This is a genomic window from Nocardia sp. NPDC005366 (assembly GCF_040606855.1).
Taxonomy (GTDB): Bacteria; Actinomycetota; Actinomycetes; order Mycobacteriales; family Mycobacteriaceae; genus Nocardia.
Genome location: NZ_JBEXFQ010000033.1, coordinates 1 through 12,895, shown reverse-complemented (window position 1 = coordinate 12,895; position 12,895 = coordinate 1). Strand labels below are relative to the sequence as shown.

Below are 12,895 nucleotides of genomic sequence, written 5' to 3'. Positions count from 1 at the left end.
CGTCCCGGTCGAGGCAGCCGGGCGGACCATGAGCCCCCGGCGCCGATCGCAGAGTCCGGGGTGAGCGCCCGGTCCGGCACTGTATGGTCTGGAACTCGTGGTGGAAAGCAACGCCCCCGCGCGGCGGGACATATACATCTGGGGCCTGGTGACCGCGCTCGGTGTGATCGCGGGATATGTTGCCGTCCTGTTCGCCAATGCTCGGCATTTCTATACCGATGACACCGAATCGCAGTACGCCCCGCTGTGGGTGATGCTCGGCCGGACGCTGCGCGACGGACATTTCCCCACGATGGTTCCCGAGCACTGGATGGCGGGCAACTACACCATCGAAGAGGCGGGACTGCTGAATCCGCCGCAGCTGCTGATCGATCTGATCGCGCCGTCGGTGGACAACGTCGCGCTGTACGCGACGGTGGTCAAGCTGATCTTCGCGATCATCCTCGGACTCGGCGTGTACCGGGTGTGCAAGGAATACGGGGCGGCCTTGCCGTGGGCCTCGGTCGCGGGCGTCGCCATTCCGTTCACCGGCTGGCTGCTGTTCTTCGACGAAGCCAGTTGGTACACCGCGTTGACCGGTACCGCGTGGCTGGTGCAGGCGTGGGCATCGGGGGTGCGCTACGCGCGCGGGCGCACCGGAGCAGGTGGCCCGATACCGACATTCGTCTTCCTGTACCTCGCCATTTCGGTGCAGTACATCTTCCCCGCCGTCGAGGCCGGTCTGATGATCGCCGCCGTGGTCGTCGGGGAGCTGATCTATCAGCGCGTGTGGTCGCCGTCGCTGCGTTTGCTCGCGGTATCCGGATGCGCTGCCCTCGTCGGGCTCGCGACCTACCTGCCGAGCATGCTCTCGGCGAAGGTGACCTGGCGCGGCACCGCCCAGATCAACAACGACCAATTCCTGACCGTGCCCTGGTCGGAATCGCTCAATGCCAGCTTGCCGAGCACCCTGCCCGCCTACAACTCGTGGTGGGGATATGTGCAGCCGATGCCCGTCACCTATATCGCGTGGTTTCTGATCCCGGCACTCGCCTTCGTCGACTGGCGCCGGGCCCGCGAGAACTGGCGCGAATTCAGTGCGATCGGGCTTTTCGCGCTCATGGCGCTGATGTGGACAGCGGGCCCCGGTGCCATCGGCCCGCTGCGCTGGCCCGCGCGGGTGCTGCCGATGGTGGCGCTGGGACTGCTACTGCTGGTCTGCGTACTGCTCGGGCGTTACGCGACGGCGCGTGACTGGCGTCAGCGCGCCGTCGCGGCCGCGATACTGATCGGATTGCTGTGGGTGCGAACCTTCTCGGCCGCGCCCGACGAGCTGGTGTGGCATGTGGTGTCGGCGCTCGGCGTCGCGGCGCTCGGTGCCGCGGTGGTGTGGCTCGGCCTGCGGCGTGGGACCGCGGCGGCCTGCGCGCTGGTCATCGTCTCGATCTTCCCCATCGCCTACCTCCAGGTGCATGCCGCGCAGCCGACGCCGATGGGGTGGAATCTGCCGGAGAAGCGCTCCGAGATGAAAGCGGCCTTCCCCGATTTCACGGGCACCACGTTGCAACTGGCCGATCGCGCTCTGATCCCGCCGGAGGAGCGGACACTGGAGGGCGCGTACGGATCGCTGGTCTTCGGCAACTACGCCAAGGATCTGGAGTTGACCTATGTGAGCGGCTATACCCCCAACGGCCACTTCTGGTTCGGCGAGACATTGTGCATGCGCTGGGACACCAGCGTCTGCCCCGACGCGTACCGCCGGGCCTTCGCGATCGAGCCGTCGACCGGTAAGAGCATCGTCGACCTGATGAAGGTGGATCGGGTCGTACTCCAGAAAGCACTCTTCCCCGATGCCATGGCCCAGCCCGCGCCGACCGGTTGGACGTGGGTCGACTATCCCGGCCACGAGCGCTATATCGCGGTGCTGGAACGCCAGGACGGATTGCTGTCGACGCGCGAGGGTCGTATCGCGGCGGCTGAAGGCGTCACCGCGGTGTCGGTGGCGGAATCGAATCAGGCGAGCCGGGCGCGTGTGCATTCCGACGGCGGCGGCCGAGTGGTCTTCGCGCGCCTGGGCTGGCCCGGCTACCGGGCGACCCTGGACGGTCGCGAGATCCCCGTGCGACTGGTCGCGAAAACGTTCGCCGCCGTGGATATCCCGGCCGGAACCCACGACGGCGATCTGGAACTGACCTGGCAGCCACCCGGCTGGAAACTCGGCGCGGCGGCCGCACTGCTCGGATTGCTCGGCGTCGGCGCGCTGCAGTGGTTCTCCCTGCGGGAACGTCGCCGAGGTTCCGATAGCGACGGTGATGTCCCGCCGGACGCGCCCGCCGCCGAAACCCCCGATCTCGCCGGCGCGATGCGATGAGCGCCGAACCGCTCGACCACGAGACCGCGATCCACGCGGGCGTGACGGGAACCGAGGATCCGGGGCCACTGTTGCGTCTGGTGCGTCGGCAAGAACTGGCCTTCGCGGTGGTCGGCGGTTTCAACACCGCACTCGGCATCACGATGACGGTCGTATGGCTTTCGGTACTCGGGGAGCGCACCCAGCCGTTCGTCGCGGTGGCCCTCGCCTACGCCGTCAGCATCGTGGTGGCGTTCGTGCTGCACCGCACGCTGGTCTTCCGGGTACGCGGGCATGCGTTACGCGATTTCCTGCGTTTCTGCGCGGTGAATTCCGGCGGGTTGCTCTTGAACGCGCTGCTGATCGAACTCGCGGTGACGGTTTTGCACTTTCCCGAAAAGCCGTCGGCGGTGATCATCATGGGACTGGTCGCGATCGCCAGTTTCTTCGGCCACCGCTACATCTCGTTCCACCGGCCGAGGCCGGTAGCGGCGGACGGTGGCGGACCGAATCCGGCGGCCAGGTAGGTTATCGGTCATGCCGGACGACACCGCCTTGGACACCACACTGCTGAGTCTGCTCGCCTGCCCGCAGGACAAAGGCCCGCTGCTGCTGGTGCGTGACGACGACGGCAACAGCCTGCTCTACAACCCGCGTCTGCGCCGCGTCTATCAGATCGACAACGGCATCCCGGTCCTGCTCATCGATGACGCCCGCGACGCCACCGAGGCGGAGCACCAGGCGTTTATCGCCCAGCGCGCCGACGCGTAGCGGGGTTCGGCCCTCCCCGTCCCAGCGGCGACGTGCGATTCACGGGCTCGGGTGTTGTCCCAGTGACGTACGTTCCGCCGATAGCGGCGGCCCGGTTCCATCCGCTTCGCGGGTCAGTCGCCGGACAGGTCGAGCGGCCCGGTGAGGTAGCGCTGCAATGTCGGCCCGACGGCGGCGACCAGCGCGGGCAGCGGCATCGACGCGAGCGGTTCCACCCCGATGAGCTTGCGCGCCATCAGAACACCCATCATCTGCGAGGCGACGAGTGCGACCCGCGCGCGGCCGTCGTCCTCGGGGGTGGCTATGCGATGGCGGACTCGCTCCAGCACCACTTCCAGCACGAAGGTGCGGGCCAGGGTGAGATCACCACCCGCGATCATGCTGCGGAACGCGGCGACGACACCAGGTCCCGCGGGCGAATCCCAGACGCCGACAACCGCGCGCAGAATCGTTTCCCCGAGTTGGTCCACGGGTGCGTCCGCGATCAGTCGCAGCGTGGCTTCGGGGTCGATCGGCAATTGGACCACGGCGGTGAACAGTTGTTGTTTGGTGCCGAAGTAGTGATGAACGAGCGCGGGATCGACCCCGGCGTCGGTGGCGACAGCGCGGATCGAGGTCTTGTCGAAACCGTGCTCGGCGAACCGGGTGCGGGCCGCGGCGAGAATCGCGTCCTTCGCCCCTGATCGGCCGGGCCTGCGTCCGGAGCGCGCCGATCGTTCGCCGTCGTCGGTGGTGTTCGCTCGTGCGGCCACCTCCGGCTCGCCGGGCCCGGAGCCGACTTTCTGACGTCGACCGCCGCCGGATTCGGCCGCACTCATGGGGTGCGCCGTCGTAGCGTCGCCGCACCGAGGCCGAGCGCGACGATCGTGAACAGCGCGACGATTCCGAGGTCACGCCACATCCGTCCGGTCACCTCCGGATTCTGTGAAACCTGTTGCAGCGCGTCGACCGCGTAGCTCAACGGCATCACATCGCTGATCGGTTGCAGCCAGCCGGGCAACTGATCGCGCGGAACGAGCAGGCCGCACAGGAAGATCTGCGGCGCCACGACCACCGGCATGAACTGGACGGCCTGGAATTCGGTGCGCGCGAAGGCACTTGCGAGCAGACCGAGCGCGACCCCGTTGATCGCGTCGACCACCGCGATCAGCACCACCCACGCCGGATCGCCTGCGGCGTCGAGTCCGAGCAGTCCGAAGGAAACCAGGCAGGCGACGACGGCCTGGGCGGCGGCGGCCAGCGAGAAAGCCGTGCCGTATCCGGCCAGCAGGTCGATTTTCGACAGCGGCGTGGTGAGCAGTCGTTCCAGCGTGCCCGAGGTGCGTTCGCGTTGCATGGCGATCGCGGTGATCAGGAACATCACGATGAACGGAAGAACGCCGAGCATGCTGATGCCGACCCGGTCGAACAGTGGCGGGCCGAGCGGCGGGTGCGGGGCGTCCTGGTAGATGAAGTACAGCAGCGTCATCAGCAGCGCGGGCACCAGCAGAATCATGGCGACCGTGCGGTGGTCGTTGCGCAGTTGGCGCAGGATGCGAGCGGTGGTCGCGAGGTAGGGACGCAGCGTAGGACGGGTGCGGGCGAGAGTGGCGGTCATGCTGTCGGTCCCGTCGTGATGAGGGTGAGGAAGGCCCTTTCGAGGTTCTGTTCGCCGGTTCGCGCGCGCAATTCCTCTGGACTCGATTCGGCGAGGAGCCTGCCTTCGCGCATGAGCAGCAATCGGTCGCAATGTTCGGCCTCGTCCATCACATGGCTGGAGACCAGTAGCGTGGTCCCACCCGCGGCGAGTTCATCGAACTGTCTCCACAGTTCCACCCGCAGTACGGGGTCGAGTCCGACGGTCGGTTCATCGAGGACAAGCATGTCCGGTCGGGCGACGAGCGCGCAGGCCAGCGACGCGCGGGTCTGCTGGCCGCCGGACAGTTCGTCGCCGCGTTGACGCGCGTGCTCGAGTAGGCCGACGGCCGCGATGGCGTTGTCGGTGTCGTCGCGGTCGCGGCCGTAGAGCGCCGCGTAGTAGGCGACGTTGTCCCGGACGCTGATATCGGGGTAGATACTCGGCGACTGCGTGACATACCCGATGCGCCTGCGCAATTCGGAGGAGCCCGCGGGCAGTCCGAGCGCGGAGACCGTACCGGACTCCACGATCTGGGTTCCGACGACGGCGCGCATCAGCGTGGTCTTGCCGCATCCGGACGGTCCGAGCAGGCCGGTGATCGACCCGCGCGGAATGGTCAGCGAAATATCGTGCAGGACTTCGCGTTTACCGCGTCGCACGGTCAGGTTCCGAACCTCGACCGCGACGGATGACGAGGGCTGCGACATGGTCGCCTCAATTCATCGAGTGTTGAATTCACTATGTGATGAATTTAGCGTGCCCGGCCCCGCCGAGGCAAGACCTCAGTGACCGTGATGCGGAGGTCCACCGGCGCTCTGACCGGGCTCGACGACGACGAATTGGCCCATCATCGCCTGGTCCTCATGCCATAACAGGTGGCAGTGATACATATAGGGCGCATTCGGGTCGGCCGGTCCGTCGAAGCTCATGGCCAGGCGCACGGTCGTGTTCGGCGGCACGAAAATGGTGTCCTTCGGGCCGGCAAGTTCCGGTGGCGGCGGCGCGTCGTTCACCGTCAGCGCCCGAAACCGCACATCGTGGACGTGGAAGTTGTGCGGCATACCGTCGGCATTGCGCACCACCCAGGTTTCGGCGGTGCCCCTGGTGACGGAGAAATCGATGCGGTCCATATCCATCGGCCGCCCATTGATGCCAGCGAGGCTCAGCTCGAACCGGCGCTCGCGTACGGAGTCGGATCCGTCGGGAGTGGAGGAGGAGGCCAGGGCCGCCGGGAGTTCGGGGGAGGGACGCAAGGTGGTGGACGCGCGTAATTCGAGCACGTCGAAACTGTCGTCACCGCCGGAGAACCGCTGATTCCAGAAGTCGAGACCGGCGTCGAGTGTGTTGGCGCGCACTATCGTTCGCTCACCCGGACGCATGCGGACGACGATTTCCGCGCGTTCGCCCGGTGACAGTCGCTGCCGATCCGCGGTCACCGGAAACTCCAGCAGACCGCCGTCGCTGCCGATCAGGGTGAAGGCACGGTCGTCGCCGAAGCCGAAGTCGTAGACGCGTGCGGTGGAGGCGTTGAGCAGTCGCAGGCGAACGAGTTCGTCGCCGACTTCCCGGTACGGGGCCAGGGTGCCGTTGACCAGTATCCGATCGCCGAGGAATCCCGTGTCACGGAAGATCCTGTGCGAGCCGTCCAACTCGTCACCGTCGAATCTCACGTCCTGGACGATGACCGGCAGATCGTCGACGCCGTACTCGTGGGGCAGCGGTAATGATTCGGATTCGGAGTCGTCGAGGATGAACATTCCCGCCAGTCCGCGCCGGACGTGGGATTCGGTCGCGCCGTGCGGATGCGGGTGATACCAGAGCGTCGCGGCGGGCTGGGCGACCGTCCACCGCGGAGACCATTCGGCGCCCGCCCGCACCATCTGGTGCGGGCCTCCGTCCATGGCGGCGGGTAGACGCATACCGTGCCAGTGCACCGTCGACGCCTCGGGTAGGGCGTTGCGGATGTCGACGCGGACGCGCTCACCGCGGTGGGCGCGCAGGGTCGGTCCGAGGTAGTCACCGTTGAACCCCCAGGTGTTCGTCAGCCGTCCAGGCTGGAATTCCTTGCGGCCCTGGCGCATTTCGAGTTCGAATACCCGGGTGCCATCGGGTTCGGTCGTGCCGGTCGCGAGTGGCGGAATCGCCAGTTCCTCGGTGAAATCCAGCTTCCCGACGGTGGAGATGTCCGCGCCGGTATAGGTCACGGCGAAACATCCGCCCACCGTCGTCGTCACTACGACAACCAACGCGACGACACCGATGGACAACCGTCGCAACGTAGGCGACCGGTGATGGATCGAAGACATGGCATCACGGTAGGGATCGGCGGTGTTCCGCCACATCCGGGAGCGTCCCCATTTCGGCACCGGTCCCCCCTGATTTCCGGCAGCGTATACCTGTCCAGGCCACCGTTGTGACGGGCGTCACTACAAGGACTTGTCACGTTCGGTGCGGTCGAGTGGTCCCATGGTCGTCACCATCCCCGAACCGGTGACACCGACCATCGGGAGCGAACGCCATGAACGCAACGAACGCCATGAACGCAACGAACGCCATGAACGCAACGAACACCATGAACACCGAATATCGCCTCGTCGTCCTCGGCGCGGGCTATACCGGCATGCTGGCCGCGATCCGGCTGGCCAGGCGAACCCGCAACCGGACCGTACGGATCACCCTGGTCGATCCGTCGGCTCGCTTCACCGAGCGGTTGCGCATGCATCAGATCGCCACGGGACAGGAGCTCGCCGAATATCGCATCGCGGACATCCTGGACGGCACCGGCATCGAATTCGTCCAGGGCCGAGCCACCGCGATCGACGCGATCGCGGGGCGAGTCACCGTCGACGGCACCGCGACCCTGCGCTACGACGAACTGATCTACGCCCTCGGCAGCGGCACGGACAGCTCGGCGATCCCCGGAGCCGCCGAACACGCCTGGACCCTGAACGATCCGCGCAGCGCGCACCGTTTCGCCGAGCGGCTCACGGTGGCCGAGGCCCGTGGCGGCGCCGTCGCGGTCTGCGGCGCGGGTCTGACCGGTATCGAGGCTGCCACCGAAATCGCCGAACAACATCCGGGCCTGCGGGTCACCCTCGTGAGCAGCGCTGAGCCGGGGTCGATGATGGGCGAGAAAGCACGCGCCTACCTGAACAGGGCGCTGGACCGGCTCGGCATCACCCGTGCGATCGGACAGCGGATCACGAAGGTGCTGCCGGACGCGGTGGAACTCGCCGACGGCACCCTTATTCCCGCCGATCTGACCCTGACCACCACCGGGGTCCGGGTGCCGCCGCTGGCCGAGGAATCCGGAATAGCCACCGACCAACGCGGTCGCGTCGTCGTCGATGCCACGCTGCGATCTGTCTCGCATCCGAATATCCACGCGATCGGCGACGCCGCCGCGGTCCGCCAGCCCTGGGGTGAAATCCACGGAACCTGCCAGTCCGGAATGCCGACCGCCGCCTACGTCGCCGACGCGATCGTGCGGCGGCTGCGCGGCAAGAAGGTCGCACCGTTCCGATTCGGCTACATCCATCAGCCCGTCGGCCTCGGCCGCAAGGACGCGGTCATCCAGTTCACGAAGGCCGACGACACCCCGGGGCGTTTCTATCTGACCGGGAAAGCGGCCGTGTTGTACAAGGAGACCGTCAGCAGCAGCCCGGTCCCGATTTTCGGGCTCAGCCGGCGATTCGCCGCCGTTCCGGTCCAACCGTACAAAGGCGGCAGGGCGACCGCGCATCTCGCGTGAGGGACGCGAGCACGAATGCAGTGAGGAGCAGATCCGATGGACGACGAGGCGGACTTCTTCATCGAACATCGGCGGCTGCTCTTCGCCACCGCCTACCGGATGCTCGGCACCGTCGCCGATACCGAGGACGTCCTACAGGACGCCTGGCTGAAATGGCACGATATCGACCACTCCGCGGTTGAACACCCGAAGTCCTACCTGGTACGCGCGGTGACCAACCTGTCCCTGACCCGGCTCACCTCGGCGCGGGCGACCCGTGAGACCTACGTCGGTCCCTGGCTGCCCGAACCCCTGCTCACCACACCGAATATCGCGGAGGAGACCGAATTGGCCGACACCGTCTCCACCGCGATGCTCGTGGTGCTCGAAACCCTCGCTCCGGTGGAGCGCGCGGTGTTCCTGCTCCACGAAGTCTTCGGCTACAGCCATGCCGAAATCGCGGAAACCCTGGACAAATCCGAGGTCAACATCCGTCAGATCGCCCACCGGGCCCGCGCGCACGTGCGATCGCGTCGCCCGCGTTTCGATACCGACCGGGCCGAGCGCGAACGGATCACCGCGCAATTCATGGCCGCTTGCGCGGGCGGGGATCTGAACACCCTGATGAGTCTGCTCGCCCCCGACGCGACCCTGTGGTCCGACGGCGGCGGTGTGGTCTCCGCGGCGCGCCGTCCGCTCTACGGCAAGGACCATATAGCGCGCTGGACCCTCGGCGTGCTGGCCAAGCCGGTTTCGGCGGGCGTCACCTTCCGGCTCGCGACGATCAACGGGGAACTCGGCGCGCTGGCCGTCATCGACGGCAATCCCGTCGCGGTGTTCACCTACGACCTCCTCGACGGACATATCCAGAATCTGAGAATCCAGGTCAACCCGTACAAACTCACCGGACTTTTCAAGGGCGTCGACGTACTCGGCTGAGGGCGGGCCAGGAGACACCGGCCAAAGGAGACACCGGGCCGGGGGCCACAACCCGCGTGCGCCCGAGCGGTCCGGGGACGAATCTCTCGCCGACGCGTCCCACTGGTCCTCGGACGCCCGCGCGGGACGTGAACTCATCGCTGGCAAGGTGAAGGCGCGGGCATCTAGAAGAATGACCCACTGTGTCCGTTGATCAACTTGCCGTAGCACCCCCCGCCGCCGCCCGTCGTCTACTCGGTTCGGTGCTGTGGTCGGGCCCGGTGGGTGTGCGAATCGTGGAGGTGGAGGCGTACGGAGGGGATCCCGGCGGACCGTGGCCGGACCCCGCCTCACATTCCGGACGCGGCCCGACCAAGCGCAACGCGGTGATGTTCGGTCCATCCGGCGTGCTCTATGTCTATCTCAGCTACGGCACGCATATCTGTGTGAACGTGACCAGTGGCCCGAATGGCAGCGCGAGCGCGGTACTGCTTCGTTCCGGCGAGGTGATCGCGGGCCTCGACGAGGTGCGGGCGCGCCGCCCCACGGCCCGTGCCGAAGCCGATTTGGCAAGGGGGCCAGGCAATTTCGGCAGCTCCCTGGGAATCACGCTGGCGGACTACGGAACCGAGTTGCTCGATCCGGCCGCACCGATCCGGCTTGTCCTGAATGATCCGACCGACCCGGAGCGGATCGCGGTCGGCCCCAGGGTCGGCGTCAGTCTCGCGGCCGATACGCCGTGGCGATTCTGGCTCCCCGACTCGCCTGCGGTCTCCACCTATCGGCGCAGTCCACGCGCGCCCCGACCGGTCCCGTGATCCGCCTCCACCACGACTTTCGCGGCACGCGATGAGTTTGCGTGGGGTGTCCCGTCCTACCTGGTGAACGCGCTGCCGACTCGGCGCGACCGACCTCGAAGGAAGACATCATGACCGCCATCACCGCCGCCCCGATCGCCTCGACCACCCGTCCCGGCAAGGCACTCAACCGCACTTTGTGGACGCTGCAGATCCTGCTCGGCCTCTTCTTCATCCTCGCCTCGGGCGCCCCGAAACTCGTCGGCCAGGCCGACGCCGCGCGCATCTTCGCCGACATCGGCTTCGGCACCTGGTTCATGTATTTCACGGGCGCGGTCGAGGTGGCGGGCGGTATCGGCCTGATGGTCTACCGTCTGAGCGGGCTGGCGGCGCTCGGTCTGTCCATCACCACGGTCTTGGCCGCCGCCACGCAGGCGTTCCTCCTCGACGCCCCGGGTCTCGCGATTTTCCCGCTGGTGCTGGCCGCGATCTTCGGCTGGATCGCCTACCAGCGCCGCGACACCATCGACGCCATGTGGGCGCTGGTGAAGCGCTGATCACGTCGACGATCGACCGGCGACCGGCGGGCTGACCCCGCCGGTCGCCGCATTGCGCGTTTCGCGGACGGTCGCCCGTAATGGGTCGGTGGCGACCGTCGCGGACGCACGTCGGTGCTCGACGCAGTACGGCGGCCCGTCGCCCGGTGGACCGCGTCGGCGGATTCGGAAACCCTCCGACACCGAAAGCCCCCGTCCGTCGCGATCACCCTCGGCACCTGCGCATCGGCGCAGGACCGCGGTGCGGAAAGATGGGACAGCGTGAGCGGCGACATCATCGACGAACTGACCTGGCGCGGATTGATCGCGCAGTCCACCGACCTCGACGCCATGCGCGAGGCGCTGGCCGGCGGACCGCTGACCCTCTATGCCGGCTTCGATCCCACCGCCGCGAGTCTGCACGCCGGTCACCTGGTCCCGCTGCTGGCGTTGAAGCGTTTCCAGCGCGCCGGTCACCGCCCGATCGTGCTGGCGGGCGGCGCCACCGGGCTCATCGGTGATCCGCGCGATGTCGGTGAGCGGACCATGAACTCGACCGACACGGTGGCCGAATGGGCGCTGCGGATCCGCGCGCAACTCGAGCGCTTCGTCGATCTCGACGATTCGCCGACCGGCGCGGTGATCGCCGACAACATGGATTGGACCGGTCCGCTCTCGACCGTCCAGTTCCTGCGCGATATCGGCAAACACTTCTCGGTGAACGTCATGCTGGCGCGCGACACCGTCAAGCGCCGCCTCGACGGGGATGGCATGTCCTACACCGAATTCAGCTACATGCTGTTGCAGGCCAACGACTACCTGCAGTTGCGCCGCGAATACGGGTGCCGGTTGCAGGTAGGCGGATCCGATCAGTGGGGCAACATCATCGCGGGCGTGGAACTGAACCGCCGTGTCGACGGCGAATCGGTGCACGCGCTGACGGTGCCCCTTGTCACGTCGGCCGATGGCAAGAAGTTCGGCAAGTCCACCGGCGGCGGCAGTCTGTGGCTCGATCCGGAGATGACCAGCCCCTACGCCTGGTACCAGTACTTCGTGAACACGGCGGACGCCGATGTGGTGCGCTACCTGCGCTGGTTCACCTTCCTCTCGCGGGAGGAACTGGCCGAACTGGAGCAGGCGACCCAGGAACGCCCACATGCCAGGGAAGCGCAGCGCAAACTCGCGGCCGAGATGACCACCCTGGTGCACGGCGAGGAGCACACCCGCGCCGTGCAGTTGGCGAGTCAGGCCCTGTTCGGCCGCGCTGATCTGCGGGAACTGGACGAGAAGACGCTCGGTTCCGCCCTGCGCGAGGCCGCGGTGGACGGCACGATCGCCGAGACCGCGCCGGACCAGCCGGCGACCATCGTCGACCTCCTCGTGGCGAGTGGACTGTCCGAAAGTCGCGGCGCGGCTCGACGCGCGGTCAACGAGGGCGGCGCGTACGTGAACAACGAGAAGGTCTCCGACCTCGAATGGACCCCCGCCGAGGGCGACTACCTGCATGGACGCTGGCTGGCGCTGCGACGAGGAAAGCGCAATATCGCGGGGGTGCTGCGGTCCGGCGATTGACGCATTTCGTGGCTTGGGTCACATTTTCGTGACCCTGGCCGCGATTCCACCCTCTCGCAAGCCTCTGACCAGCGGAATTACATGGGTGTAGTGCGGATTTGACGCCGCGTTCTCTGCCGCGTAACTTAGTCCAGGTCAGAGCGACACGGACACCGACCCGGAGCCCAAACGCCCAGCTCAGAGGCTGGAAATAGGGACCGGGAAACGAGGTAGGACGATGAGCGCCTGGCCAACCTATAGAACACCGGCCGGAAGTGATCGACCGCGCGGACTTGACTCCGTGGGGGAGGTCAGTTAGGCTGGAAAAGTTGCCTCACAGAAGGTCCGGGTAGAAACGGGCGCCGATGTGTGTGCGTGTGTTCTTTGAGAACTCAATAGTGTGTCGATGAATGTCAGTGCCAAATGTTTTATTTGGTTCCGGCTCTTTCATACCCCCGTATGGATAGGGTTGGACATTTAGTCAGCAAATACTTTTTGTTGGCGTTTTGTTTTGCTGGGTTTTCGGACTCTAGTTTAGATCTGATTGCACTCCTTTTGGGGTGTGGTTGTGAGTCTTCAACGGAGAGTTTGATCCTGGCTCAGGACGAACGCTGGCGGCGTGCTTAACACATGCAAGTCGAGCGG

At 66.5% G+C, this 12,895-nt stretch carries 12 protein-coding genes and 1 rRNA gene; 9 read left to right on the top strand and 4 right to left on the bottom strand.

What is annotated here, in order from left to right; translation table 11 throughout:
* Positions 1-100: 100 nt before the first annotated feature.
* The 3 genes from ABZS43_RS29345 to ABZS43_RS29335 are packed head-to-tail and all read left to right on the top strand — an operon-like array spanning position 101 to position 3,100.
* Positions 101-2,350: a hypothetical protein gene (locus ABZS43_RS29345; protein ID WP_355039220.1), complete on the top strand. Its 2,250-nt coding sequence runs from the start codon at positions 101-103 to the stop codon at positions 2,348-2,350.
* On the top strand, positions 2,347-2,856 hold the full coding sequence (locus ABZS43_RS29340) for a GtrA family protein (protein WP_355039219.1): 510 nt from the start codon (positions 2,347-2,349) through the stop codon (positions 2,854-2,856). The genes ABZS43_RS29345 and ABZS43_RS29340 overlap by 4 nt, the downstream gene beginning before the upstream one ends.
* A 10-nt stretch (positions 2,857-2,866) precedes the next feature.
* Positions 2,867-3,100 (top strand): Trm112 family protein, encoded by a 234-nt coding sequence (locus ABZS43_RS29335; protein WP_355039218.1) that lies wholly within the window; start codon positions 2,867-2,869, stop codon positions 3,098-3,100.
* Positions 3,101-3,213: 113 nt separating this feature from the next.
* Here the strand turns inward: ABZS43_RS29335 and ABZS43_RS29330 are convergent, their stop codons facing one another.
* The 4 genes from ABZS43_RS29330 to ABZS43_RS29315 form a co-directional block, all read right to left on the bottom strand.
* Positions 3,214-3,918, bottom strand: coding sequence for a TetR family transcriptional regulator (locus ABZS43_RS29330; RefSeq protein ID WP_355039217.1), 705 nt, complete (start codon positions 3,916-3,918; stop codon positions 3,214-3,216).
* Positions 3,915-4,697, bottom strand: a complete 783-nt coding sequence (locus tag ABZS43_RS29325; RefSeq protein WP_355039216.1) for an ABC transporter permease — start codon at positions 4,695-4,697, stop codon at positions 3,915-3,917. Before ABZS43_RS29325 ends, ABZS43_RS29330 begins: the two co-directional genes overlap by 4 nt.
* Complete coding sequence (locus tag ABZS43_RS29320; RefSeq protein WP_355039215.1) at positions 4,694-5,425, bottom strand: ABC transporter ATP-binding protein; 732 nt, start codon at positions 5,423-5,425, stop codon at positions 4,694-4,696. Before ABZS43_RS29320 ends, ABZS43_RS29325 begins: the two co-directional genes overlap by 4 nt.
* Before the next feature lie 75 nt (positions 5,426-5,500).
* Entirely contained in the window at positions 5,501-6,985 is a 1,485-nt protein-coding gene (locus ABZS43_RS29315; protein WP_355039214.1) for a multicopper oxidase domain-containing protein, read from the bottom strand.
* 287 nt (positions 6,986-7,272) lie between these two features.
* On the opposite strand from ABZS43_RS29315, the gene ABZS43_RS29310 reads away from it, so the two are divergent.
* The 6 genes from ABZS43_RS29310 to ABZS43_RS29285 form a co-directional block, all read left to right on the top strand.
* Positions 7,273-8,469, top strand: a complete 1,197-nt coding sequence (locus ABZS43_RS29310) for an FAD-dependent oxidoreductase (protein ID WP_355039213.1) — start codon at positions 7,273-7,275, stop codon at positions 8,467-8,469.
* Positions 8,470-8,505: 36 nt separating this feature from the next.
* Positions 8,506-9,387 (top strand): RNA polymerase sigma-70 factor, encoded by an 882-nt coding sequence (locus ABZS43_RS29305; protein WP_355039212.1) that lies wholly within the window; start codon positions 8,506-8,508, stop codon positions 9,385-9,387.
* 182 nt (positions 9,388-9,569) lie between these two features.
* A complete protein-coding gene (locus ABZS43_RS29300) occupies positions 9,570-10,184 on the top strand; it encodes a DNA-3-methyladenine glycosylase (RefSeq protein ID WP_355039211.1) in 615 nt (204 codons plus the stop codon).
* Between the two features lie 110 nt (positions 10,185-10,294).
* Entirely contained in the window at positions 10,295-10,720 is a 426-nt protein-coding gene (locus ABZS43_RS29295; RefSeq protein WP_355039210.1) for a DoxX family protein, read from the top strand.
* A gap of 261 nt (positions 10,721-10,981) precedes the next feature.
* A complete protein-coding gene (tyrS, locus tag ABZS43_RS29290; protein ID WP_355039209.1) occupies positions 10,982-12,271 on the top strand; it encodes a tyrosine--tRNA ligase in 1,290 nt (429 codons plus the stop codon).
* 555 nt (positions 12,272-12,826) lie between these two features.
* Positions 12,827-12,895 (top strand): 16S ribosomal RNA (locus ABZS43_RS29285); the annotation flags it as partial.